The following is a 24,506-nucleotide window of genomic DNA, read 5'->3' on the forward strand; positions in this document are numbered from 1 at the left end:
GCGATGACCCCGCACGACCAGCAAATGAGCAACCTCCGTGCCCAGCTCGATCAGATCCTCAACTCACCCGCGACCACCCACGGCCTCGCCCGCACGCTCCGGGCGGCCGTCAAGGAAGTCGAACTGCACCGCCACCACCAGGCCAGCGTCGCCACCCTGCCCAACGGCCTCCTGAAGCCCGGCCCCGCCAAGGTCCAGATCGGCGGCGGCGGCCACCGCATCGACGGCTTCTTCAACATCGACGTCGTCCCGCCGGCCGATCTCCTGTGGGACGTGCGCGAGGGCATCCCGCTCGCCGATGCCAGCGCCGAGACGATCTTCTCCGAACACTTCCTGGAACACATCGACTACCCGCGCTCCGCCAAGTGCTACGCCCGCGAGGCCCACCGCGTCCTCACGCCCGGCGGGCAGCTCATCACCGGCGTCCCCGATGCCGCCTTCGTCCTGAGCCAGTACCCGGCACCCCCGGACCGGGCCACCGAGATGATCGAGCGCTGGTACGCCAACCGGCAGTGCCGAGGCGACATCAACACCTACCTCGACCTCATCAACTACGTCTTCCGCGACCAGGACGATGACCCAACCTACAACCCCCACTACTGGGCCTACGACCTCGAGAAGCTCGCCCAACTCTTCAGCGAGGCGGGCTTCCGCACCGTCGAGCCGTGGACCTTCGATCCGGCAACGGCCAACCCGAAGCGTCAGTGGGCCAGCGTCTACGTGACCGCCACGAAGTAGCTCTGGGAGGCGTGTAACCCGCGAGTGATCCGCACGAGAGCGTACGCACTGCAGGCCTCCGACATCGCCCTCGGCGGCCGACTCTCCGTCGGCCACCGATAACTCACCACAAGAGTCACACCGTTGGCTGAGCAGGCCTGGTGCCAGCCACGTACCAACGGTGGCAACGCCTTGACCGACCGAGCCTGTCACGGCTAGTTCTGACCGTCACCATGGCGGGCGAACACAGGGCCTGGCTGGACGCCCCGAACTACGTGATCGGCTGATTCCACAGGCGGCCGCCCGGCACGCTGGGTCTCCCTTTCGCGTGCCGGGCGGCCGTCGTCGGTGCGTCAGTTGGCGAGGTCGGCGAAGTGGTCGAACTCTCCTGCCTTGACGCCCTGGAGGAACTTGGCGAACTTGACCGGGGTGGTGCGGACGATGACGTCGCCCTCGTCGGACTCACGGAGTTCGACCAGGCCGTCAGCGGTGCGGACTTCGACGCAGTCATTCGCGTTGCCGCTGTAGCTGGACTTCTGCCACGACGAGCTAGCCATGTTTGCGTTGAACCTCTTTCATGGTCGATCGAATGAAGCCGCGTGAGTCATCTTCAGAGAGTGCAACGGCTTCGATGCGCTCAAGGATCGCACGGTGGCGGGCAAGCCGCGCGGGTTGATCAACGATGTACACACCGTGTGAGGCATCGACCTGGACCGTGTCCAACTCCGGCACAACGCCTGCCATATGGACGAGATCTTCGCTCGGGACTGGGAAGGTGACCGCCTCGAAAGGGACGACTCTGATCGAGGTGGTCGGGTGTTCGGAACTCTCGATCAGGGAGGAGAGTTGCTCGATGAGTACGTCACGCCCGCCATAGTGACCGTGCAGCGCGGCTTCGTGCAGCAACGCCAAGTACGGCGTCCCAGCGGAGCGGGTCTCTTGCTGCCTACGCAGGCGGAGGGCGACCCTGAGGTCGATCTCCTGATCGCGGAGTGGAACGAGTCCTTCCGTGAACAAGGCCTTGGCATATGAACGCGTCTGGAGCAGGCCTGGGACGAAGGCCATGTTGAACGCGACGATCCCCTTCGCGTGGCCTTCGAGCTCAGCCACTTCGAGGAAGTCGATCGGGAGCGCTCCCCGGTACTCCTCCCACCAGCCACCCTTGCCCCGATCCGCAATGGTCTCTGCGAGCGCTTCGAGAAGCGGCTCATTGGTACACATGCACATCCCGGCGATGGTGTACATGCGCTCCACGCTGATCGGGGTCTTGCCGCTCTCCACCTGTGTGATGTGTGCAGGAGTGACATCGAGTAGGCGGGCGAGCTGGCTACCCGCAAGCCCCGCCTGCTCCCGCATCCTCCGCAGCTCGGCCCCAACGCGGCGCTGACGGAGCGTTGGATTGGTGCGCCCAGCCATGACTTCCTCTCGGTCCTCGTGCGATCAGTCTGCCTCACTCGCGCGAGGGAATCTTCTGCCAAGGACAGTTAACCTTAACCTCCAGTGCGCTATGGTCGTTGCCATAGCCGATCCGACGGATCGTCAGTAACGCCTGTCACCCGGGCAGTAGGCGCCTGCTGCCCCCGCACCGCAGAGCAGCCACACGCGACCTCAACCAGTCCCGCCCTGGCCTGGCTCACGGCGACGCATTCCGTCGATCACCGCACCATCACCGCAGCCTCATACGGAGGTTCCCCATGAACTCCTGCCCCGGCATGCCCGAATCCGCCGAACCCGCCGGATCCGCCAAGTCCCCCGAGCCGCCCGACTGGTCGGCCGCCCGCCAAGAGCTGCGCGACCTGCTGGCCTCCGCCGACTGGTCCGACGACCTCATCCACGACGCCGAACTCGCCCTCCACGAGCTCTTCGTCAACGCCTGGAAGCACGGCGGCAGCCCCGCGCCCGTCGTGGTCGTCATGCTCCTCGCCAACCACGCCCTCCGCACGCTCCGGGTCTCCGTGGCCGACGACAGCCCCACTCTCCCCGAGCAGCGCACCCGCAACGCCGCCCCCTACGAGCTGTCCGGCCGGGGCCTCCACCTGGTCCGCTCGCTCACCCACCGGTTCGGTGTCGCCCCGCACAAGCGCGGGGGCAAGCGCATCTGGTTCGAGCTGGACTCGGCCGCGTGAGCGCCCCTCGTGAGGCGAGCGACCACACCGAGGCCCAGGTCGACGTCCTGATCCGCCAACTCCAGGAGCGCGGAGCCAGATTGGGCCTGCTCTGGGGATCCGCCCGGACCAACGGCACGGTCAACGGGCACATCCTCGTCAACTTCGGCAACGCCCCGGTCAGCACCCTGCTCAACCTCCTCGCGCTCATCACCAACGCGGAAGCGAAGGGCAGCCCGTGGGAGTCGTGATCCTGCTCGGCACCGGCCCGGCCCCCGTCGAGCGGACCACAGTCGCCCACCTCGGCGTCGAGTCCCCGCCCGACACCGCCATCCAGCTCCGCGCCGCCGTCGACCTCGACATCCACGTCGGCCCGGGCGAACACCTCGCCCTCGCCCTCACCCACCAGCAGGCCGACCAGCTGCTCCAGGACTTGGCCGCCCGGCTCGGCCAGCGCCTCATGAGCATCCGCCGGTGAGCCCGGCGCCAAGGACGCCCTCGCCGACATCATGGCGATGGCGGACGGAATCCTGTCGGATCTGGGCGTGAACGGCACCGGTTCCCTCCCTCGCCTGAGGACTTGCCGGTCCCGACCTCCGTGAGGTCATCAGCAGCGCGAATGTTGCCTGACATGACACTCTTGCAAGGAGCCTGCAGCACTCATACGATCCCACTTGCCGTATCAGCCGGGGGTGTTCGCCCTTCAGAGCGTCGAGCCTCAAAAAAAAGTCCGTTGTTACCAGCGAGTAGGCTCTCTTGCCTTCGAGCTGGCCGACGGACCCAACACCGCCATCGTGCGGATTGAGGCTGGCTGTTCGTTGAGTCCCTTGATGATCAAGCATGCACTCGTCGTGCTGAAGGTCCTTCCTGTGCTCCTCGTGGTCGTGCTGTCCGCTCCGGCATGGCTGACCTGGCCCTTCTTGCCTGAGCAGCGACAACGGATGGTGCTCGACATGGTGAAAGCCTTGGCCGACTGGACCCGTAACACCGCCTGACCACCGAGGGCCCGCTCCCTCACTGTCCGGGAGCGCCTCCGCGCACAATCCACGGACTACGAGACGTCGTCCAACTCGCCGCTGATGATGGTGTGTTGACCTTCCCGGTGCGAGTTGTCGCTGTCGCGGATCCCGACGAACCGCTCGCGCTGTCCCGGGAAGGCACTGCCGACTCGCCCCGCAGAGTGCAACGTGAGGCGCCGTTCGCGACGTTGTAGAGAAGTGAGGCGCTCCGCCGTGGACGCCTTGAATCCTTTTGCAAGGAGTCTTTTTGATGTCTCGTCACTTTGGCTTCGTCGCCGCCGGTGTGGCCAGTGCAGCTCTCGCCTTGACCGCGTTCGGCGCCACCGCCGCGTCGGCGGCGCCGTCGGCGGGCGACTGCGGGGGCAACCCGTACCACCTGCGGGTCGTGCAGGCCATCGATGTGAGTGCTTCCGGCAAGTCGCTGATCGGCCAGAACACCAAGTACACCTGCGGCGACGACGACGGCCAGTTCATTCCGGTGGGGAAGCCCAAGAAGTTCACCTTCGCACCCGGTGCCAAGGCCTTCCTGCTCAATCGCGTCCACGACCAGCAGGTCAGTGTGACCGACCTCCTGCAGCGCGTTCACGCCTGCAAGGCCAACCCCGGCGCCGTTCAGTACCCGGCCTCATGTCGTAGCCAGTACGTGATCACCGTCAACAAGACCGGCGCGATCACCACCATCGCCCAGCGCTACCAGCCCTGACCCGTCCACCCCTGCGGCCGCTGACCCGCACCCGCCGGGTATGACAGCCCCCCGCTCAAGTTCGGCTGCGGCGGTCACATGAAGCACCGCCGCAGCCTTGCTCCCCGCTCAGAGCTGCCGCAGCAACATCCCCGGCCGCTCCACGCAGTCCGCGACGAACCGCAGGAACCCGCCCGAGGTACCGCCGTCGCAGACCCGGTGGTCGAAGGTGAACGACAGCTGCGTGACATGACGCACCGTCAACTCACCATTGTGGACCCACGGTTTGGCGACGATCCGGCCGATTCCGAGCATCGCCGCCTCCGGGTGGTTGATGATCGGCGTGGAGCCGTCGACACCGAAGACGCCGTAGTTGTTCAGCGTGAAGGTGCCGCCGGTCAACTCGGCCGGGGTGAGCGAGCCGGCCCGCGCGGCGGCGGTCAACCGGCCCAGCTCGGCGCCGAGTTGCTCGGTGCTGAGCTGCTGGGCGTCGCGCACCACCGGAACCACCAGGCCGCGGTCGCTCTGCGCCGCGAAGCCCAGGTGCACCGCGGAGTGCCGGCGCAGCGCCACCGCGCGGCCCTGCTCGTCCAGGTCCACGCTGGCGTTGAGCTCCGGGTAGCGGGCCAGGGCGGCCACGCAGATCCGGCCCAGCAGGGCCAGCAGGCTGACCTTGGGGGCATCACCCTGGTTCATCTGGGCGCGGACGGCGAGCAGTTCGGTCGCGTCGGCGTCCACCCAGCAGGTGGCGGCGGGGATCTCGTGGTGGCTGCGGGTGAGCTTCTCGGCCACCGTGCGGCGCAGGCCGCGCAGCGGGATCACCTCATCGCCGGCGTGGGCCGCGGCGACCACGGGGGCGGTGGCGGCCGGGGCCTGCCCGGCCTGGATCGCGCGCTCCACATCGGCGCGCATGATCAGCCCGTCCGGGCCGGTACCGGTCACTGCGGCCAGCTCGATGCCGTGCTCGCGGGCCAGCCGGCGCACCAGCGGGGAGATCACGGCGACCACGGCGGGGGCAGCAGGCGCAGCTGCCACGGGCACAGGCGCGGGCGCACCCGGCGCCGGTGCAGCCGCCGTTGCGGCCACCACCCCGACCCGGCGCCGCCGCGCACCCTTGCCGCCCTCCGCCACGCCGTACCCCACCAGCGGCCGCTCGGCCGGCGTCTCGGCCGGGGCGGCGACCTGCGGCACCTCGGTGCCCGGCTCCGGCGCCACCGCCACCGTGACCAGCGGCTGCCCGACCGCGCGCTCCTCGCCGACCTCACCGAACCGCGCGGTCACCACCCCGCCGTACGGGCAGGGCACCTCGACCACCGCCTTGGCGGTCTCCACCTCCACCACCGGCTGGTCGACGGCGATCACCTCGCCGACCTCGACCATCCAGCGCACCACCTCGGCACCGGTCAGCCCCTCGCCCAGGTCGGGCAGCGTGAACTCGCGCACGATCGGATTCACGGTCAGTCCTCCCACTGCAGCTTGGCGACCGCGTCCAGGATCCGGTCCACGCCCGGCAGATGATGGTGCTCCAGCATCGGCGCCGGGTACGGGATGTCGAACCCGGTCACCCGCAGCACCGGCGCCGCCAGGTGGTGGAAGCAGCGCTCGGATACCCGGGCCGCGATCTCCGCACCCGTGCCGCCGAATCCGGTGGACTCGTGCACCACCACGGCCCGGCCCACGGAGCGGACCACGTTCTCCACCGTGGCGTCGTCGAACGGCACCAGCGAGCGCAGGTCCAGCACCGCCAGGTCCCAGCCCTCCGCGACCGCAGCCTCGGCCGCCTCCAGGCAGACCGGCAGCGACGGGCCGTAGGTGATCAGCACCGCCGAGCGGCCCGGCCGGCGCAGCACCGCCCGCCCGATCGGCTCCACCGCACTGGTGGTGTCCAGGTCGGCCTTGGACCAGTAGAGCCGCTTGGGCTCCAGGAAGACCACCGGGTCGTCGGAGGCGATCGAGGCGCGCAGCAGGCCGTAGGCGTCCGCGGCGGTGGCCGGGGTGACCACGTGCAGGCCCGGGGTGGCGGCGTAGTACGCCTCGGAGGAGTCGCTGTGGTGCTCCACCCCGCCGATGCCGCCGCCGTAGGGGATCCGCACGGTGATCGGCAGCGGCAGCTTGCCGGCCGTGCGGTTGCGCATCTTGGCCACGTGCGAGACCAGTTGCTCCATCGCCGGGTAGGCGAACGCGTCGAACTGCATCTCCACCACCGGACGCAGGCCGTACATGGCCATCCCGATCGCGGTGCCCAGGATGCCGGCCTCGGCCAGCGGGGTGTCCAGGCAGCGCTGCTCGCCGAACTCGGCCGCCAGGCCGTCGGTGATCCGGAACACGCCGCCGAGCCGGCCGACGTCCTCGCCGAGCAGATGGACCGAGGCGTCCTCGCGCATCGCGTCGCGCAGCGCGGTGTTGAGAGCCTGGGCCATGGTGACGGTACGGGTCGGGGTCATGGTTGTCACCGCTCGGCCTCCGCGGCCAGCTCGGCCGCCAACTGGTGCTGCTGCTCCAGGAGTTGCGGGGTGGGGTGGGCGTAGACATGCTGGAAGAGGGACATCGGGTCGAGCACCGGCTCGGCGTGGAACTCGGCGCGCATCCGGGCCGCCAGGGTCTCGGCCGCCTCACTGGCCTCGGCCGCGGTCGCGTCGTCCAGCAGGTCCATGGCGCGCAGCCGGCGCTCCATCAGCACCAGCGGATCGTGCTCCTGCCAGGCCGTCACCTCGTCCGAGCCGCGGTAGCGGGTGGCGTCGTCGGCGTTGGTGTGGGCCTCCAAGCGGTAGGTCAGCGCCTCCACCAGGGTCGGGCCGCCGCCGGTGCGGGCCTGCTCCATCGCCTCGGCCAGCACCTGGTGCACCGCGACCACGTCGTTGCCGTCCACCAGACGGCCGCGCATGCCGTAGCCGACCGCCTTGTGCGCCAGGGTGGGCGCGGCGGACTGCTTGGCCAGCGGCACCGAGATGGCGTAGCCGTTGTTCTGCACCAGGAAGACCACCGGGGCGTTCAGCACGGCCGCGAAGTTCAGCGCCTCGTGGAAGTCGCCCTCGCTGGTGCCGCCGTCGCCCATCATGGCCAGCGCCACCACCGGGTCACCGGCCAGCCGGGCCGCGTGCGCCAGGCCCACCGCGTGCGGCGCCTGGGTGGCCAGCGGGGTGCACAGCGGCGCGGTGCGGGTGGCCAGCGGGTCGTAGCCGGTGTGCGCGTTGCCGCGCAGCAGGGTCAGCGCCTCCAGCGGGTCGACGCCGCGGCCGACCACCGCCAGGGTGTCCCGGTAGCTGGGGAACAGCCAGTCGCCCGGCCGCAGCACCGTGGCGGCCGCCACCTCGCAGGCCTCCTGGCCGGTCGAGGACGGGTAGACCGCGAGGCGGCCCTGCTTGGTCAGGGTGGTGGCCTGCTGGTTGTAGCGGCGGCCCACCACCAGTCGCCGGTAGAGGTCCAGCAGCAGGGCCGGATCCTGGTCCTTGAGCTCGTCGGTGCCGAGCATCCGGACCGGCGACGGGTCCGGCAGGAGGGGCGCGGGATCGGTCCGCGGTGCGGTCGCACCAGGGAGCCAACCGGGCACCGGCGAGGTCGGCCGGTGTTCGAGCATGGTCATCGGGCACCTCCAAAGGGTGGGGAGGGCAGCAGGGCAGCAGCGGGGGATTGCCTCCCAACCGATTGTTCGGTTGTCTTTTCATTGTGGCCACAGCACGGTGAAGGTGCTGGACAATCGGCCTGCTCGGCAGTCTGCTGAAAGCAGCACGTCCATCATCGGAGAGCTGGGGGACATGAGCACTGAACAAATGGTCGGACCGAGTGGCGCCAGACCGGTGCTGCCCGCGCCGTCGCCGGCCGGCGGGCCGCTGGTCGGCGCGTCACCGCCGGTCAGCGCGCCGCCGCCGGTCGAACGCGGCCTGGACCGGGTGGACCGCTCGATCCTGCGGCTGCTCCAGCAGGACGGCCGGGCCTCGGTGCGCTCGGTGGCCGAGCGGGTGCACGTCTCCCGGGCCAACGCCTACGCCCGGATCGCCCGGATGATGGAGGACGGGGTGATCCGCGGCTTCACCGCACGGGTCGACCACGAACGGGCCGGGCTGAGCGCGTGCGCCTACGTCACCCTGAAGATCGTGCAGAACTCCTGGCGCAGCGTGCGGGAGCGGCTGCTCGACCTGCCGGGGGTCGCGCACATCGCGCTGGTCGGCGGGGAGTTCGACGTGCTGCTGCTGGTGCACACGGCCGACAACCGGGAGCTGCGGGAGCTGGTGCTGAACAGCATCCAGTCGATCCCCGACGTGCTCTCCACCCAGACCCTGCTGGTCTTCGAGGAGACCGACCGGGTGCCCCCGGCCTGAGCCTGCTACGCCAGGGTGCTCAGGAGGCTCGCAGGCCGTCGAACGCCAGTCGGACCACGGCATCCGCGATGCCGTCGGTGCCGCCGTGGTCCGGGCGGTACCACTCCACGATCGAGTTGATCATGCCGAAGAGCAGCCGGGTGGCCAGCCTCGGCTCCACGTCCGCCCGCAGCTCGCCGGCCGCCACCGCGTCCCTGAGCAGCTCGGCCACCCGGTGGTCGAAGTCCCGCCGCCGCTCCAGCGCCCACAGCTCGGTCTCGGTGTTGCCGCGCACCCGCAGCAGCAGGGTCACGTAGGGCAGCTCGGTGAGCAGCACCTCGGCCGTGCGCCGCACCACGTGCTCCAGCCGGTCCACCGGGTGGCCCTGCCCGGACTCCGGCTCGTCCAGGATGCCGAACAGCCCGTCCAGCGCCCGGCCCACCGCGAGCCGCAGCAGCTCCTCCTTGCCGCGCACGTGGTGGTAGATCGAGGACTTGGAGATCCCGGCCGCCCGCGACAGGTCCTCCATCGAAGTGCCGTCGTAGCCGCGGTCGTTGAAGACCTGCACGGTGACCGCGAGCAGCGAGTCGACGGTGTAGGTGGTGCGGGTGGGGTTCTCGGCCATGCTCCGAGTATCCACGCCGCACGGACCGATCCGGCGCGGGGGCTGTTGAGCCGACCGATCGTTCGGTTACGCTGAGGAGCGTCAGCCCATACCTGTCCTCCGAGGAGCGCCGCATGGCCCCCGTCGACGAACTGATCGAGCGTCACCAGGACACCCTCTCCCGGGCGCTGACAGCGCTCGCCGAGCGGGACTACTGGTCCCCGTACCCGGAGATCCTGAAGGCCTACGGCGAGACCGGCGCCGCCGACGGCAAGGCCGCCTTCGAGGCGCTGCTCGGCGCCCCCTTCGCGCTGCCCGGCCACCCGGAGTCCGGCGAGACGGCCGGCTCCGAGGTCTCGCCGTACGGCATCGAGCTGAACATCGGCTACCCGCGCGCCGACGTGGACGCCCTGCTCACCGCCGCCGCGGCCGCCCGCGCCGACTGGGCCGCCGCCTCGCCGGCCGCCCGCGCGGCGGTCTGCCTGGAGATCCTGGCCCGGATCAACGCGCGCTCGCACGAGATGGCCCAGGCCGTGATGCACACCACGGGGCAGGCCTACGCGATGGCGTTCCAGGCCGGCGGCCCGCACGCCCAGGACCGCGGCCTGGAGGCCGTCGCCTACGCCTACGCCGAGCAGGCCAAGCTGCCCGGCACGGCCTCCTGGACCAAGCCGCAGGGCAAGCGCGACCCGCTGAAGCTCAGCAAGGACTTCATCACCGTGCCGCGCGGCACCGCGCTGGTGATCGGCTGCAACACCTTCCCGACCTGGAACGGCTACCCCGGCCTGTTCGCCTCGCTGGCCACCGGCAACCCCGTGGTGGTCAAGCCGCACCCGCGCGCCGTGCTGCCGCTGGCGCTGACCGTGCGGATCGCCCGCGAGGTGCTGACCGAGGCCGGCTTCGACCCCGACCTGGTCACGCTGGCCGTCGAGCGGGACGGGCAGGGCATCGCCAAGACCCTCGCCGTCCACCCCGACGTGCGGATCATCGACTACACCGGCTCCACCGAGTTCGGCGACTGGCTGGAGGAGAACGCCAAGCAGGCGCTCGTCTACACCGAGAAGGCCGGCGTCAACACCGTCGTCATCGACTCCACCGACGACTACAAGGGGATGCTGAACAACCTCTCCTTCGCCCTCTCGCTCTACACCGGCCAGATGTGCACCACCCCGCAGAACCTGCTCATCCCGCGCGCCGGCATCACCACCGACCAGGGCCCCAAGTCCTACGACGAGGTGGTGGCCGACCTGGCCCGCGCCATCGAGGGCCTGCTCGGCGACGACGCCCGGGCCACCGCGATCCTCGGCGCCGTGGTCAACCCGGCGGTGCTGCAGCGCAGCGCGGCGGCGGCCGGCGGCGAGTACGGCGACCTGGCGCTGGCCCCCCGGGTGATCGAGCACCCCGAGTTCCCCGGCGCCACGGTCCGCACCCCCGCCCTGGTCAAGGTCGAGGCACACAAGCCGGACGACCGTTCGCACTTCCTCACCGAGTGCTTCGGCCCGATCTACTTCGCGGTGGCCACCGAGTCCACCAGCGACGCCGTCGACCTGCTGCGCCAGACCGTCACCGAGCACGGCGCGATGACCGCCACCGGCTACACCACCTCCCCCGAGGTCGAGCACGCCCTGATCCAGGCCTGCCTGGACAGCGGCGTCTGCCTCTCCCTCAACCTGACCGGCGGGGTCTACCCCAACCAGACCGCCGCCTTCTCCGACCTCCACGGCACCGGCGCCAACCCGGCCGCCAACGCCGCCTACACCGACGCCGCCTTCGTGGCCAACCGCTTCCGCGTCATCGAGGTCCGCCGCCCCGCCTGACCCCCACCCCCCGAACCGCGGCCCGCCCGGCAGAGCATGCACTCGCCGGGCGGGCCGCTCACCTGCGCTCCACCCTCCGGGGCACTGCCGCTATGCCTGGTACTCCCACGGGTTCAGGGTGATCGCGCCGGTGCGGGCGAGATGCTTGATGTTCCGGCTGACCAGGGTCCAGCCGTTGGCAACGGCCGTCGCCGCGATCAGCGCATCCGGTGGATCGATGCTCGTTCCCGAACTCTTGAGCCGCCGGTGCACGGCCAGATAGGCGAGGGCCTCGCGCTCCCCGATGACGGCGACCCTGCCGTGATACTCATCCCGGACACGCGAAAGCGCCTGTTCCAGCGCGGCCTGTCGCAATGGATCCGGAGCCATCGCAATGCCCGCCGCGATCTCCGCGAGGGTGATCACGCTCAGGTACAGAGCGGCAGCCGGCACAGAATCCACCCAGGCCATGACCGAGGGGTCCGGCCGCCGCCTCGTGGTGAGTTCCGCGACCACGTTGGTGTCGAGCAGGTAGATCACTCACCACCCGCCGCGTCGTCATAGGAACGTGCTCCGAACTCCAGCCCCTCGAAGGGGGTCGACAGCAGGTACTGGACGAAACCGTCGCTGCCGAGGCTGGCCCAGCGATGCAGCATGGCGGGCAGCGCATCGATGTCGGTGTCGGCGAGTTCGGCGTCGAAGTGCCTGACCTGGTCTTCCGGCAGCGAGTCCCGGATCTCTCTTATCGTCCGCAGTGGATGGGAGTCCTCGGCACGGCGCGGCGGCATGGGCAAGGGCAGGTTCGGGGCAGTGCTCATGATCAGCTCCTCGACGGTGCGGACCGCTGGCCGTTGTCTGATGCAAGCCTAGGTCCGCTGAGCGCCGACATCAGCCACGTTGCCCCAGCAGAGCGGCGTGACCGTCGGTGATCTCGTCCAGCGTTCGGGGCGCTCCGAGACTCGAAGCCGAGCCCAGCCCCTCACCCCGCCCCCGTGCGGAACACCGGCCAGCCGATCTCGGTGCGCCAGCGGCCGCTGTCCGGGGTGTCGCGGGGGCCGACCAGGTAGTGCTCGCGGATCGGGCCGTCGACCGGCAGGGCGTGGCGGGCGACGTGGGCGGCCAGCACTCCGTACGTCTGGGCGGTGTCGACGGCGGGCCCTGCGTGGACCATGACGGCCAGGTCCACCGCGGGCAGGGCGGTGGCGGTGGCGCGGCCCAGGGGGCGGACGGGGGCCGCGCACGGCACGTAGACGGTGACGGTGCCGCGGTGCTCGGCGAAGAAGTCGTCACCGTAGACCCCGCCGGGTGGGCCGTCCGGCGTCGCGCCCTGGGCGGCCAGCAGGCCGTAGAGCTCCCCGAGGGCACCCTGGAGCCAGAGGCAGGCATCGGCGACGGCGACCGTCTCGGTGATCGCCAGCACCGGGGTCTCGGGCACGGCGCGCAGCTCCAACTCGACCTCGGTGGCGGGCGCGAGCAGGTTCCGCAGGGCCTCGACGGCGCCCTGGGTGCGGGCCAACTCGGCTTCCATCCGGGATAGATGAGCGGTCAGCCGGCCATTGCGGGACGCCAGGTCCGGCGCCGCCAGCAGCGCCTGGATCTCCTCCAGCGGCATGTCCAGATCCCGCAGCCGCCGGATCACCTGCGCCGCGCCGATCTGCTCCACCTCGTACCGCCGGTAGCCCGTCACCGGGTCCACGGCGGCCGGCTCCAGCAGGCCCAACTGGTGGTAGTGGCGCAGGGTCTTGACGGTCAGGTGGGTGGCCCGGGAGAAGTCGCCGATCGAGAGGTAGCTCGCCATGGCCCCATTCTGCGGGTCCCCCGCGGGGAGGGTTCCCCCGGCCGCCTCCGCCGCGACTACCACTTCACGGTGAAGCAGCTGACGCCTGCTCAGCAACAGCGACGAACCCGATGCCGGTGCGCGACGCCCGCTGCTCTCCCCAGGCATAGAGGGCGTTCAGCACCGGCACCAGGCTCTCGCCCTCCTCGGTCAGCCGGTACGACACGGCCAGCGGCGGCTTGCCGCAGTCGGAGTGACGCGCGATCAGACCGCGCTCCTCCAGCGAACGCAGGCGCTGCACCAGCACCTTCTCGCTGACCTGCGGCACCCGCCGGCGCAGCGCGCCGTACCGGTGGACACCCTCCTTGAGCAGCGACAGCACGATCGTCGCCCATTTGCCGCCGATCACGTCCAGCGCCAACTCCACCGGACAGTAGAACAGTTGATCGTCCTTAGCCATCGACTACGCCAATCCGGGTACTTACCGCCAGGTCAGTTCTTGTCTCGCCCGCCGCACTGCGCTTGAGTCGCCCCATGATTATCGAGTACATCCGCTACCGCATCGACGGCGCCCGCCGCGAGGCCTTCGAACAGGCCTACCAGCGGGCCGCCGACGCCCTGCAACAAGCCGAGCAGTGCGTGGACTACGAGCTGACCCGCTGCACCGAGGACCCCCGGGACTACATCCTGCGGATCCGCTGGACCTCCGCCGAGGACCACCTCCAGGGCTTCCGCAAGGGCGAGCACTTCGCGGCCTTCTTCGCCGAGATCCGCCCGTACGTCCAGGACATCGAGGAGATGCGGCACTACGAGGCGACCCCGGTGGCCGGCCGGGGAGGCTCCACCCCGACGCTGTACGAATGGGCCGGCGGGCAGCCCGCGTTGGAGCGGCTGTTCACCAGGTTCTACCAGCGGGTGGACGAAGACCCGCTGCTGGCACCGGTCTTCGCCGACAAGGAGCCCGACCACGCACTGAGCGTCGCGGCCTGGCTGGGCGAGGTGTTCGGCGGTCCGGCCCGCTACAGCACCGAACGCGGCGGCCACCGCCACATGGCGGCCCGCCACCTGGGTCGCGGCATCACCGAGCAGCAGCGGCGCCGGTGGGTCGCACTGCTGCTGGACACCGCTGACGAGGTGGAACTGCCTGCCGACCCCGAGTTCCGCGCCGTCCTCGCCTACTACCTGGAGTGGGGCACCCGGATGGCCCTGCTCTACTCGGGCCCGACCCCGCCCCCGCTGCCGGAAACGCCGATGCCGCGCTGGGACTGGGGCATCACCCCGCCGTACCGGGGCTGACGGCGCCGGTACCCGCCGTGCCGCAGCCACGGACAACCGGCCCGCGAGGATGGCAAGCTGAGGGCGGGCCGGGAACGGCCCGCCGCAGCTTGCTTTTCGACACTCGGGGAGATCGCATGACCAGTACGGTGACGGAGTCGGAGGTCGCGGTGGTCGGTGCCGGGCCGACCGGGCTGCTGCTGGCCGGGGATCTGGCGGCCGCCGGGGTCAAGGTGGTGGTGCTGGAGAAGCGCGCCGCGGAGTCCAACCTGACCCGGGCGTTCGCCGTGCACGCCCGCTCCCTGGAGCAGTTGGACGCCCGGGGCCTGGCCGATGAGCTGATCGCCACCGGCACCCCGGTCAGCCGGCTGCGGCTGTTCAACAACCTGGAGCTGGACCTCGGGCAGTTGCCCAGCCGGTTCCCGTTCGTGCTGATCACCCCCCAGTCGCACACCGAACGGCTGCTCCAGGAGCGGGCGTTGAAGGCCGGCGCGGTGCTGCTGCGGGACCACCGGGTGACCGGTCTGCGGCAGGACGCCGACGGGGTGACGCTGCAGGCGCAGACCGCCGACGGGCCGGTGAGCCACCGCGCCCGATACGTGGTGGGGGCCGACGGGGTGCGCAGCTCGGTGCGCGAGCTGGCCGGCATCCCGTTCCCCGGCGAGTCGGTGGTCAACTCGGTGGTGCTGGCGGACGTTCGGCTGGAGCGGACGCCGGGCGAGCTGCTGTCGGTCGGCGCCACCGGCGACGGCTTCGCCTTCGTGGTGCCGTTCGGGGACGGCTGGTACCGGGTGATCGCCTGGGACCGCCACCACCAACTCCCGGACGACGCACCGGTGGAGCTGGCCGACCTGGCCGAGCTGACCCGCCGGGCGCTGGGCGAGGACTACGGGCTGCACGACCCCCGCTGGATGTCCCGGTTCCACAGCGACGAGCGGCAGGCGCCGCGCTACCGGGACGGCCGGGTGCTGCTGGCCGGGGACGCCGCGCACTGCCACTCCCCGGCCGGCGGGCAGGGCATGAACACCGGCCTGCAGGACGCCGCCAACCTCAGCTGGAAGCTGGCCGCGGTGGTCCACGGGCAGGCACCGGAGAGCCTGTTGGACAGCTACCAGGACGAGCGGCACCCGGTCGGCAAGCTGGTGCTGCGGCTGTCCGGCGGGCTGATCCGGATGGCGCTGGCGCAGTCCACCCCGCTGCGGGCGGTGCGCTCGATGGTCGGCGGGATGGGCGGGGTGGTCAACCCGCTGGTGGCGCGCGGCGCCCGGCTGGTCTCCGGGATCGGGATCCACTACCGCGCCGAGCCGGGCTCGCACCCGCTGGCCGGCAAGCGGGTGCCGGACCTGCGACTGGCCCAGGACGCCCCGGACGCCCCCGGCCGGCTCTACGAGGCGTTGCGGGCCGGGAAGTTCGTGCTGGTGAGCACCGACGAGCGGGCACCCGGCTCGGTCTTCAGCGGGCTGGAGCCGGAGGTCACGGCGCCCTGGCGGGGTCGGCTGGTGCACGCGGCCCCCGCCGACCCGCACGGCAAGCTGCGGGCCACCGTGCTGCTGGTGCGCCCGGACGGCTACGCGGCCTGGGCGGCGTCCGACCCCAGCCGGGAGGAGCTGCGCCGGGCCCTGGTGCGGTGGGTGGGCGAGCCCGCCGGGGAGTGAGCTGATCGCTGCTCAGTTCGACTGCTGTGCGACGATACGTCGCTATGAAGCGCTTCGACCGCCTGCGCCAGATCCGCCGTCTCGACCCGGAGCGGGACTGCCTGGAGATCTACCGGCTCTCCTCGGCCTACGAGTTCCCGTGGGACCACACCAGGGCCCTGGAGCTGGCGCTCTACCGCACCTACGCGGTGCCGAGCATCGGGCGGCTGCTGGACCGGACGGCCGAACTGACCGACCGGTCCCAGAAGCGCTACGACGACACCTCGCTGCTGCTGGGCGCGGTGGTGGAGCACGGCTTCGACAGCGAGCGCGGCCGGATGGCGATCCGCCGGATCAACCGGATGCACCACCGCTACGACATCAGCAACGAGGACATGCGCTACGTGCTCTGCACCTTCGTGGTGGTGCCCAAGCGGTGGATCGCCGAGTACGGCTGGCGGCGTCTCAGCGAGCACGAACTGCGGGCCACCGCCGCCTACTACCGGCGGCTCGGCGAGCTGATGGGCATCCAGGACCTCCCGAGCACCCACCAGGAGTTCGAGGAGTGCCTGGACGCCTACGAGGCCGAGCACTTCGGTTGGGACGAGGGGGCCCGCCGGGTCTCCGACGCCACGTTGGGGCTGATGGCCTCCTGGTACCCGGCACCGCTGCGGCCGGCGGTCAGGGCGGCCAGTCGGGCGCTGCTCGACGAGCCGCTGCGCCGGGCCTTCCGGTATCCGGACCCGGCCCCGCTGACCGTCTCGCTGGTCTCCGGTGCGCTGCGGCTGCGGGCCCGCGTGGTGCGGGCCCTGCCGCCGCGCCGCCGGCCGCACTGGACCCGGCAGAACCCGGAGATCAGGAGCTACCGGGCCGGCTTCCGGATCCCCGAGCTCGGCACCTTCCCGAGCGCGGGGGCCGGCTGCCCGGTGCGCCCCTCGGGCCCGCCGCCGGCCGAGGGATAACCGACCGGCGAAGCGCCGTCGGAACGCTCCCGAACTACCGGCTCCCGCGCGGCGCCGGCGCTTCGATTGTCTATACCAATCCTATTCACTGTATGGAAATTGCTTCACTCAGTTGAATTCGCCGGTTTCCACACTTGACTGTTATTTGTCAGTTCATTACCTGATCATTGCTCAACTCCCAGGTAACTTCTGGGATCTTCATCAGAAGCGTTTTCGACCCCACACGTAAGAACGTCTGCCGACGCCTGCGCGCGTCGGCTGGAGGAGGAGCCCGTGCGTCCCCGCCCCCTCGCCCTCGCCGCCGCGATAGCCCTGCTGCCGCTCTCGGTCGCTTCGCTGGGCATCAGTAGCGCCCAGGCCGCCACCCCCAATGCCGCGGCCCCGCGGGTGGCACTGCCCGACACCGTCGCCCCGGCGGTGGCCCACTCGCAGAAGCAGGGCGACGTCCCCGCGAACCAGCAGCTCACCGTCGCCGTCGGCCTGAAGCTGCGCAACAGCGCGGACCTGGACGCCTTCCTGGCGCAGGTCTCCAACCCCAAGTCGCCGCAGTACGGCCACTACCTGACCCCGCAGCAGTTCGCCGACCGGTACGCCCCCACCCAGGCCGACATCGACCACGTGGTCAAGTACCTGGCGTCGCACGGCCTGACCGCCACGGTCTCGGCCAACCGCCAGGTGATCGACGCCAAGGGCACCGCGACCCAGATGTCGGCGGCCTTCGGCACCCACGAGAGCGCCTACTTCGACGCCCACCAGCAGAAGAAGTTCTTCGCCAACGACGGCGCCGCCTCGCTGCCGGCCGACGTCGCCTCGCTGGTGGCCGGCGTGGGCGGCCTGTCCAACCACACGGTGCGCACCCCGAGCCTGGCCAAGCCCGGCAACGCGGCCCCGAACGCCGCCCCGAGCGGCTACGGCCCGGGCCAGTACGACGGCGCCTACAACCTGAACAAGGTCGGCGCCGACGGCACCGGCGTCAAGGTCGCGCTCTGGGAGTTCGACGGCTACAAGTCGTCCAACCTCACCACCTACGACAGCCAGTACGGCCTGACCGGCCCCGCCGTCACCACCGTCCCGGTGGACGGCCAGAACTACGACAGCGCCCCCGGCCAGGGCCAGGGCGAGGTCGAGCTGGACTCGGAGATCGTCCGCGGTGTCGCCCCCAAGGCCACCCAGCTGATCTACGAGGCCCCCAACAACGACCAGGGCGAGATCGACATGGCCGCCAAGATCGTGGCGGACAACCAGGCCTCGGTGATCTCCATATCCTGGGGCTCCTGCGAGCCGGACACCACCGCCTCGGTGATGACCACGGTCTCCAACTCCTTCAAGCAGGCCGCCGCCCAGGGCATCTCGGCCTACTCCGCCTCCGGTGACGACGGCTCGCGCGACTGCACCCGCTCGACCAGCGGTGCGGGCGTCAAGGCGGTCGACTACCCGGCTTCGGACCCGTACGTGACCGGCGTCGGCGGCACCAACCTGCAGCTGTCCGGCACCAACTACGGCTCGGAGAGCGCCTGGAGCACCGCCGGCGGCGGCGTCTCCACCCAGTTCGGCAAGCCGTCCTGGCAGACCGGCACCGGCATCAGCGGCACCATGCGCACCGTGCCGGACGTCTCCTCCAACGCCGACCCGAACAGCGGCTTCGCCATCTACACCCAGGGCACCTCCGCCCCGGGCTGGCAGGTCTACGGCGGCACCAGCGCCGCGGCCCCGCTCTGGTCCGGATACACCGCGCTCTTCAACCAGAAGGCCAAGGCGGCCGGCAAGGCCAACCTCGGCCAGGCCAACCCGGCGCTCTACCAGGTCGCCAACTCCTCGGCGTACGGCACCGCCTTCCACGACGTCACCACCGGTGCCAACCAGGACTTCTCGACCAAGACCGGCTACGACCAGGTCACCGGCTGGGGCTCCCCGGTCGCCGACGCGCTGACCACCGCGCTGCTGGGCGGCTCGGGCTCGGGCACCGGCGGCAACACCGTGACCGTGACCAACCCGGGCAACCAGACCGGCACCGTCGGCACCGCCGTCTCGCTCCAGGTCAAGGGCACCGACTCGGCCTCGGGCCAGACCCTGAGCTACTCGGCCACCGGCCTGCCGGCCGGCCTGTCGATCAGCTCCTCGGGCCTGATCAGCGGCACCCCGACCGCCGCGGGCAGCAGCACCGTCACGGTCACCGCCAAGGACAGCACCGGCGCCACCGCGGCCGCCAGCTTCACCTTCACGGTCGCCTCGGCGTCCAGTTGCACCCCGGGCCATCTGATCGGCAACGGCGGCTTCGAGTCCGGCACCTCGCCGTGGACCGCCTCCTCCGGCGTCATCACCAACAGCACCGGTGAGGCCGCCCACAGCGGCAGCTACTACGCCTGGCTGGACGGCTACGGCACCACCCACACCGACACCCTGTCGCAGAAGGTCACCATCCCGGCCAACTGCACGGGCACCTTCACCTTCTGGCTGCACGTCGACACCGCCGAGACCGGCAGCACCGCGTACGACACCCTGAAGCTGACCGCCAACGGCACCCAGCTGAAGACCTGGTCGAACGTGGACGCCGCCAACGGCTACGTCCAGCAGACCGTCGACCTGTCCGCCTACGCCGGCCAGACCGTCACCCTGCAGTTCACCGGCACCGAGGACTCCAGCAACCAGACCAGCTTCGTCATCGACGACGCGAACCTGAACGTGGGCTGACAACAAACCGTCATCACCTGGTAGCGCGCAGATACCGATTTGCCGAATAATCCCAGGGAGTGAGACAACCCGCTGTTTCCGGGCAATGCCCGGAAACAGCGGGTTTGTTGCATTCTTGTTTCCAGCCTTTGGAGATGCCGATAACAACGTGAAGTTAATTTGTCGTGACCACTGTCATAGGGGCCCGCAGATGACGTAGCCTCTGGTGCCTGCGTAAGGTTCCTTCAGCTCGGTGGTGTCCCCACAACGCCATCGGGCCGGTCCCGCCGCGTAATCTCCGGGCAACGGGGCGGCTGGTGGGGAAGGTTATTCGCATGGGCTCGCAATACCAGCAGAACTCCGGGCATCTCCGTCTGGTGGAGCAGCGGCAGACGGCCTCGGTGCTGCTGCGCGGCCAGTCGGTTCCGCAGATCGACCTGCGGCCGGTCACCGCGCCCTGCCCGGCCGTGCCGGCGGCGGGCGGCAATTTCGCCCAGACGCTGCACAGCGCCATCGAGGCCAGCGGGCTGAGCCTGGACCGGATCCGCACCGAACTGGCCCAGCAGGGCGTCAGGGTCAGTGTCACGACGCTCAGTTACTGGCGGCGCGGGCGCAGCCAGCCGGAGCGCGCCGCCTCGGTCCGTGCGGTCGGCCTGCTGGAGGAACTGCTCGGCCTGGAGACCACCGCGCTGTCCAGCCTGCTCGGCCCGCCCCGACCACGCGGCCGCTGGGTCGCCCAGCAGGCCCCGGACAGCCTGCCGGTCTCCGCGGTCTGGCCCGAGGAGCAGCAGGTCGCCGAGGTCTTCGAGGAGCTGGACGCCCCACCGATCAGCGAGTTGGAGCGGCTCAGCGTCCACGACTCCTACTACGTCAGCGCCCGTCGGCAGGGTCAACTGCTGCGCACCCGGCAGGTGGTGCGGGCCACCGTGCCCGAGGTGACCCGCTGCCTGGTGGTGCATCAGGCCGACGCCAACGCGGCCGGCTGCCCGGAGATCACCGCGGTGCGGCACGCCCGGCTCGGCCGGGTGCGGCGCCGCCCGGGGATCGGGCTGCTGGTCGCCGAGCTGCTGCTGGACCGGCCGCTGGGGCTGGGCGACGCGGCGGTCTTCGAGTACGAGGTGGAGCTGCCGCCGTCCGAGCCGACCCAGCTGTACGGACGCAAGTTCGCCGTTCCGGTGCGGGAGTTCGTGCTCCAGGTGCACTTCGATCCGGCCGCGCTGCCGGCGCACTGCGAGCGCTACGAGCGGGACGGCGGCGACGACCAGGACCGGGTGCGCGAGCGGCTCTGGATCGGCGCCTCGGCCAGCGTGCACGCCCTGGTCACCGACCAGCAGCCCGGCCAGACCGGGATCCGCTGGGAGTGGGACTGACGCGGGCGGAACCGATGCGGCATGATCGTCGGCAACGACGAGGCGCAGGGGAACGATGAGCCTGGTGGAGCTGGAGCCGATCGGCACCGTGGTCGGCGGTCGCACCGAGGTGGAGGACGACGACTGGGGCCGGGTGGCCGCCGTGATCGAGCTGGACGGCGACCGGTACACCGAGGAGGCGCTGCGCGGTCTGGACGCCTTCACGCACCTGGAGGTGGTCTTCCACTTCCACAAGGTGGCGCCGGAGAAGATCGAGACCACCGCCCGCCGGCCGCGCGGCAACCCGGACTGGCCCGAGGTCGGGATCTTCGCCCAGCGCGGCAAGAACCGGCCCAACCGGCTGGGCGTCTCCCGCTGCCGCCTGCTGAAGGTGGACGGCCTGCAGGTGCACGTCCAGGGGCTGGACGCGGTGGCCGGCACCCCGGTGCTGGACCTCAAGCCCTGGATGGCCGAGTTCGGCCCGCTTGGCGACACCGCGCAGCCCGAGTGGGCGACCGAGCTGATGCGCCAGTACTACTGAGGCCCCGAGTACCGATGAGGCCCCGAGCCGGCGTCATGCGAGAGTGCTCGGCATGACCGACGATGCAGACATGACCAGTCCTCAGGACCCCGACCTCGCCGTGCGCCGCTGGCGGGCGGCGGCCGAGCGCCCGGAGAGCCTGCTGATCGACGGCTTCCACGCGCTGAAGCACACCCTGCGGTTCGGCGGCGAGGTCCGCCAGGTGCTCACCGCCGACGCGGCCGGGCTGGCCGTGCTCGCCGAGAAGCTGGCGCCGGACGTGGCCGAGCGGATCCTGGCGGCCGCCACCGCGGTGCCGCCCGCCGTGCTGCGCGAGCTGGTGCCCCGGCCGCACCCGACCGGGGTGGCCGCGCTCGCCGTCCGGCCCGACCTGGACGCCGTGCTGGACCGGCTGGCCGCGCTGCCGCGCCGCGCCCCGGTGGTGGTGCTCGACAACCCGCGCAACCTCGGCAACATCGGCGCCGTGGTCCGGCTGGCGGCCGGCTTCGGCGCCACCGGGGTGGTCACCACCGGTGACGTGGACCCCTGGCACCCGGGCGTGGTCAGGGCCGGCGCCGGACTGCACTTCGCCACCAACGTGGCCCGGCTGCCCACCGACCGGCTGCCCGCCGGCCCGCGCTTCGTGCTCGACCCCGAGGGCGACGACATCCGCTCGGTGGTGCTGCCCGACGACGCGCTGCTGGTGTTCGGCTCGGAGCGGCACGGCGTCTGTGAGGAGCTGCGGGCCGGGGCCGACGGCCTGCTGGCGATTCCGATGCGCCCCCAGGTCTCCAGTTTCAACCTGGCCACCTCGGTCGGCATGGGGCTGTTCCACTGGATGTCCCACACCCGGTCGTCCTGACGGTCCGTCGGCTCAGCTGCGCGGCCGCAGCGCCCGCTCCAACTCGCCGAGGGCCGCCAGCAGCAGCCGGCAGCCCGAGCGGACCACGTCATGCTGCTCGCTGGTGCCGCGGTGGCTGTACTCCAACTCCAGGTCGGTGGCCGGCATCTCGGCGTCCTCCCACTCCTGGTAGGCGGCCCGCAGCGGCGTGAAGTCCACCGAACCGCCGGTCAGCACGGCGGCCCCGGCGGCGGCCGTGGCCTCGGTCAGCAGCGCGCCGAACTCGCCCGCCCCCGGCACCGGTTCGGCCGCCGCTCCCGGCAGGTGGGCCTCCATCAGCAGCCCCACCCGGGAGAGGTAGGAGAGCGCCTCGCGGGCCCGGCCCAGCTGCTTGCGGGTCAGCTGGGGATGCCGGTCGGCCAGCGCCACCGGCTCGGCGGCGGCCCGCTCCCGGGCCTGCAGGAACTCCGCCCGGGCCTCCCGGGTGGCCAGCAGCGCGGCCCGTACGATGCGCGGGTCCCGGCCGGCCGGATCGCCGTAGCCGGCCAGCACCGCCGCGGCGTACCGGCCCAGCGCCGCGATCCACTCGGCGGTGCGCTCCGGCAGCCGCACCGTCTCCCAGGTCGGGAAGAGCGCATAGGCGACCAGCGCCACCGCACCGCCGAGCAGCGTCATCACCACCCGCTGCCAGCCGTTCGCCAGCGCACTGCCCGACACCAGGCTGAGCAGGAAGACCGCGTAGCCGGAGATGCAGGTGGTGATCACCGCATAGCCGGTGGGCAGCAGGAGGTAGGCGAAGCTCATGAAGAGCACCGCCAGGGCGCAGGAGACCCAGTCGTCGGGGTGGGCCAGCTCCACCACCGCGGTGGCCACCACCACGCCGGTGAGGGTACCCAGCACCCGGGCCACGCCGCGGCTGTAGGTCTGCCGGAAGTCCGGACGGATCACCATGGCGGCGGTCATCGCCGCCCAGTAGCTGTGGTGCAGCCCGGTCAGCTTGGCCAGCAGGTAGGAGACGGTGACCACCCCGGAGAGCCGCATCGCGTGGTGCAGCACCGGGGTGCCGAGCTGGATCTGCCGCCAGCCGGTACGGATCGCCACCGGCACCATCCGGGCCAGCCCCGGCCGCCGCAGCACCCCGTCATGGCCGGCCACCGGTCCGGTCAGCGGGGTCTCCCGGCTGCGCTCCAGCTCCTCGGCGGCCCGGCCGAGCAGGGTGGTCAGCAGCCGGGCGGCACGCAGTGCGGGGCCGCGCAGCGCCTGCCGACCGGACGGCGCCAGCGTCGCGGGGGCCGATCGGGGATAGGCGACCGGGTCGCCGGTGCGGACCGCCCTGGCCAGCGCGTCCAGCATCTGCGCGGCGCCGGCCAGCACCTCGCGGGAGCGGTCGTACTCGGCCTCGTTCTCCGCCTCGGCCGCGGCCGACAGCCGGGCCTCCACCTCGGCCAGTTCCGGGTCCTCCGGCTCGTCGGTCGGCTCCAGAGGCTCCAGCGGCTCGATGACCCGGCCGAACTCCACCTCGGCGATCGCCACCAGGGCAGGCCGGATCCGCTCCGCGATGGCGCGCAGCCCGGGCAGCTCCGGTGGCCGGCGGCGCTCCTGCCAGGGCGTCAGGGCCTCGGCGTGCCGGGCCTCCATCAGCGGCTCCGGATCGAGGGCGGCCCGCGGGTCGTGCCGCAGCCGACGGGCGAAGTGGGCCAGCTCGGCGAAGGCGTCGGCCAGCGCGTCCCGGTGGGTGCCCCAGCTGCGCAGCGGCAGCACGATGATCACCAGGGCTTGCACCGCGCCGCCGAGCGCGCAGAGCAGGGCGTGGCCGACCGCGGTCCCCACGCTGACCGGCAGCTGGACCACCACCAGCATCACCGTGACGGTGTTCGCGGCCAGCACCCCGGCGGTCGGGCCCATCGACCAGGCCAGCCCGGCGGCGAACGACCAGACGGCCAGCACCAGCAGGAACAACCCGGTCACCCCTACCGCCAGGTAGCCCAGGAAGGTGCTGACGCCCAGTCCGATCCCGGCGGCCAGGGCCAGTGAGGGCCGCGGCCGGAAGCTGCGCTGGAAGGTGGCGATCCCGGCGATGAAGGCGCCCGTCGCGGCCGAGGTGGCCGGCCGCGGCCCGCCGATCGCCAGCACCGGGAAGAGCACCAGCGCCACCGCGAACGCCCCGCGAGCCGCCCGCTTGGGCTCGTTGAACTGCCGCTCGACCTCCAGCGCGGCCCGGCTGGTGTGACGAAGCGCATCGAGCCAGGGCATAACG

26 protein-coding genes are annotated in these 24,506 nt (G+C 71.3%); 15 read left to right on the forward strand and 11 right to left on the reverse strand.

What is annotated here, in order from left to right; genetic code table 11:
• Positions 1-24 precede the first annotated feature (24 nt).
• Positions 25-738, forward strand: coding sequence for a class I SAM-dependent methyltransferase (locus E6W39_RS20890; protein ID WP_228718262.1), 714 nt, complete (start codon positions 25-27; stop codon positions 736-738).
• A gap of 332 nt (positions 739-1,070) precedes the next feature.
• Here E6W39_RS20890 and E6W39_RS20895 read toward each other — a convergent pair whose 3' ends face one another.
• Positions 1,071-1,274 carry a DUF397 domain-containing protein gene (locus E6W39_RS20895; RefSeq protein ID WP_141634822.1) on the reverse strand — a complete coding sequence of 68 codons (204 nt, stop codon included), beginning with the start codon at positions 1,272-1,274 and terminating at the stop codon, positions 1,071-1,073.
• Positions 1,267-2,133, reverse strand: coding sequence for a helix-turn-helix domain-containing protein (locus tag E6W39_RS20900; RefSeq protein ID WP_141634823.1), 867 nt, complete (start codon positions 2,131-2,133; stop codon positions 1,267-1,269). Before E6W39_RS20900 ends, E6W39_RS20895 begins: the two co-directional genes overlap by 8 nt.
• 278 nt (positions 2,134-2,411) lie before the next feature.
• Between E6W39_RS20900 and E6W39_RS20905 the strand changes: the two genes are divergently transcribed.
• From E6W39_RS20905 to E6W39_RS20925, 5 genes are all read left to right on the forward strand, one after another.
• A complete protein-coding gene (locus E6W39_RS20905; protein ID WP_141634824.1) occupies positions 2,412-2,843 on the forward strand; it encodes an ATP-binding protein in 432 nt (143 codons plus the stop codon).
• The gene (locus E6W39_RS20910; protein WP_141634825.1) at positions 2,840-3,073 is read left to right on the forward strand and encodes a hypothetical protein; all 234 of its coding nucleotides are present in this window, start codon (positions 2,840-2,842) and stop codon (positions 3,071-3,073) included. The genes E6W39_RS20905 and E6W39_RS20910 overlap by 4 nt, the downstream gene beginning before the upstream one ends.
• The gene (locus E6W39_RS20915; protein ID WP_141634826.1) at positions 3,061-3,300 is read left to right on the forward strand and encodes a hypothetical protein; all 240 of its coding nucleotides are present in this window, start codon (positions 3,061-3,063) and stop codon (positions 3,298-3,300) included. Before E6W39_RS20910 ends, E6W39_RS20915 begins: the two co-directional genes overlap by 13 nt.
• Positions 3,301-3,514: 214 nt before the next feature.
• Complete coding sequence (locus E6W39_RS20920) at positions 3,515-3,817, forward strand: hypothetical protein (RefSeq protein ID WP_141634827.1); 303 nt, start codon at positions 3,515-3,517, stop codon at positions 3,815-3,817.
• Positions 3,818-4,091: 274 nt separating this feature from the next.
• On the forward strand, positions 4,092-4,544 hold the full coding sequence (locus tag E6W39_RS20925; protein ID WP_141634828.1) for a hypothetical protein: 453 nt from the start codon (positions 4,092-4,094) through the stop codon (positions 4,542-4,544).
• Positions 4,545-4,652: 108 nt separating this feature from the next.
• On the opposite strand, the gene E6W39_RS20930 is transcribed toward E6W39_RS20925, so the two are convergent.
• From E6W39_RS20930 to E6W39_RS20940, 3 genes are read right to left on the reverse strand one after another with little or no spacing between them, the layout of a single operon-like run.
• On the reverse strand, positions 4,653-5,993 hold the full coding sequence (locus E6W39_RS20930; protein WP_407658420.1) for a dihydrolipoamide acetyltransferase family protein: 1,341 nt from the start codon (positions 5,991-5,993) through the stop codon (positions 4,653-4,655).
• Positions 5,981-6,967 (reverse strand): alpha-ketoacid dehydrogenase subunit beta, encoded by a 987-nt coding sequence (locus E6W39_RS20935; protein WP_141634829.1) that lies wholly within the window; start codon positions 6,965-6,967, stop codon positions 5,981-5,983. Before E6W39_RS20935 ends, E6W39_RS20930 begins: the two co-directional genes overlap by 13 nt.
• A gap of 5 nt (positions 6,968-6,972) precedes the next feature.
• On the reverse strand, positions 6,973-8,106 hold the full coding sequence (locus E6W39_RS20940) for a thiamine pyrophosphate-dependent dehydrogenase E1 component subunit alpha (protein ID WP_141634830.1): 1,134 nt from the start codon (positions 8,104-8,106) through the stop codon (positions 6,973-6,975).
• A gap of 172 nt (positions 8,107-8,278) precedes the next feature.
• On the opposite strand from E6W39_RS20940, the gene E6W39_RS20945 reads away from it, so the two are divergent.
• Positions 8,279-8,842, forward strand: a complete 564-nt coding sequence (locus E6W39_RS20945; protein ID WP_141634831.1) for an Lrp/AsnC family transcriptional regulator — start codon at positions 8,279-8,281, stop codon at positions 8,840-8,842.
• A 19-nt stretch (positions 8,843-8,861) separates the two neighbouring features.
• Here the strand turns inward: E6W39_RS20945 and E6W39_RS20950 are convergent, their stop codons facing one another.
• On the reverse strand, positions 8,862-9,446 hold the full coding sequence (locus E6W39_RS20950) for a TetR/AcrR family transcriptional regulator (protein WP_141634832.1): 585 nt from the start codon (positions 9,444-9,446) through the stop codon (positions 8,862-8,864).
• Between the two features lie 113 nt (positions 9,447-9,559).
• Here E6W39_RS20950 and paaN point away from each other — a divergent pair, with 113 nt between their 5' ends.
• Complete coding sequence (gene paaN / locus E6W39_RS20955) at positions 9,560-11,242, forward strand: phenylacetic acid degradation protein PaaN (protein WP_141634833.1); 1,683 nt, start codon at positions 9,560-9,562, stop codon at positions 11,240-11,242.
• 90 nt (positions 11,243-11,332) lie between these two features.
• Here paaN and E6W39_RS20960 read toward each other — a convergent pair whose 3' ends face one another.
• The 4 genes from E6W39_RS20960 to E6W39_RS20975 all read right to left on the reverse strand — a co-directional run bounded on the left by E6W39_RS20960 (position 11,333) and on the right by E6W39_RS20975 (position 13,458).
• Positions 11,333-11,761 (reverse strand): type II toxin-antitoxin system VapC family toxin, encoded by a 429-nt coding sequence (locus tag E6W39_RS20960; RefSeq protein ID WP_141634834.1) that lies wholly within the window; start codon positions 11,759-11,761, stop codon positions 11,333-11,335.
• Positions 11,758-12,039, reverse strand: a complete 282-nt coding sequence (locus tag E6W39_RS20965; protein WP_141634835.1) for a hypothetical protein — start codon at positions 12,037-12,039, stop codon at positions 11,758-11,760. The genes E6W39_RS20960 and E6W39_RS20965 overlap by 4 nt, the downstream gene beginning before the upstream one ends.
• 161 nt (positions 12,040-12,200) lie before the next feature.
• Positions 12,201-13,019 (reverse strand): MerR family transcriptional regulator, encoded by an 819-nt coding sequence (locus tag E6W39_RS20970; RefSeq protein ID WP_141634836.1) that lies wholly within the window; start codon positions 13,017-13,019, stop codon positions 12,201-12,203.
• 64 nt (positions 13,020-13,083) lie between these two features.
• Entirely contained in the window at positions 13,084-13,458 is a 375-nt protein-coding gene (locus tag E6W39_RS20975; RefSeq protein WP_141634837.1) for a winged helix-turn-helix transcriptional regulator, read from the reverse strand.
• Between the two features lie 74 nt (positions 13,459-13,532).
• Between E6W39_RS20975 and E6W39_RS20980 the strand changes: the two genes are divergently transcribed.
• The 7 genes from E6W39_RS20980 (at position 13,533) to E6W39_RS21010 (ending at position 22,270) form a co-directional block, all read left to right on the forward strand.
• On the forward strand, positions 13,533-14,294 hold the full coding sequence (locus E6W39_RS20980; RefSeq protein WP_141634838.1) for a group II truncated hemoglobin: 762 nt from the start codon (positions 13,533-13,535) through the stop codon (positions 14,292-14,294).
• 116 nt (positions 14,295-14,410) lie between these two features.
• Positions 14,411-15,928: an FAD-dependent monooxygenase gene (locus E6W39_RS20985; RefSeq protein WP_141634839.1), complete on the forward strand. Its 1,518-nt coding sequence runs from the start codon at positions 14,411-14,413 to the stop codon at positions 15,926-15,928.
• Positions 15,929-15,972: 44 nt separating this feature from the next.
• Complete coding sequence (locus E6W39_RS20990; protein WP_141634840.1) at positions 15,973-16,869, forward strand: oxygenase MpaB family protein; 897 nt, start codon at positions 15,973-15,975, stop codon at positions 16,867-16,869.
• 273 nt (positions 16,870-17,142) lie between these two features.
• Positions 17,143-19,560 (forward strand): protease pro-enzyme activation domain-containing protein, encoded by a 2,418-nt coding sequence (locus E6W39_RS20995; RefSeq protein ID WP_220140245.1) that lies wholly within the window; start codon positions 17,143-17,145, stop codon positions 19,558-19,560.
• A 314-nt stretch (positions 19,561-19,874) separates the two neighbouring features.
• Positions 19,875-20,909 carry a hypothetical protein gene (locus tag E6W39_RS21000; protein ID WP_141634841.1) on the forward strand — a complete coding sequence of 345 codons (1,035 nt, stop codon included), beginning with the start codon at positions 19,875-19,877 and terminating at the stop codon, positions 20,907-20,909.
• Between the two features lie 55 nt (positions 20,910-20,964).
• Positions 20,965-21,429 (forward strand): SAM-dependent methyltransferase, encoded by a 465-nt coding sequence (locus tag E6W39_RS21005; RefSeq protein ID WP_141634842.1) that lies wholly within the window; start codon positions 20,965-20,967, stop codon positions 21,427-21,429.
• 70 nt (positions 21,430-21,499) lie between these two features.
• Positions 21,500-22,270: a TrmH family RNA methyltransferase gene (locus tag E6W39_RS21010; protein ID WP_228718264.1), complete on the forward strand. Its 771-nt coding sequence runs from the start codon at positions 21,500-21,502 to the stop codon at positions 22,268-22,270.
• Positions 22,271-22,282: 12 nt separating this feature from the next.
• Here E6W39_RS21010 and E6W39_RS21015 read toward each other — a convergent pair whose 3' ends face one another.
• On the reverse strand, positions 22,283-24,502 hold the full coding sequence (locus E6W39_RS21015) for an FUSC family protein (RefSeq protein WP_141634844.1): 2,220 nt from the start codon (positions 24,500-24,502) through the stop codon (positions 22,283-22,285).
• Positions 24,503-24,506 lie beyond the last annotated feature (4 nt).

The organism is Kitasatospora acidiphila (assembly GCF_006636205.1).
In the GTDB taxonomy this organism is placed as follows: Bacteria; Actinomycetota; Actinomycetes; order Streptomycetales; family Streptomycetaceae; genus Kitasatospora; species Kitasatospora acidiphila.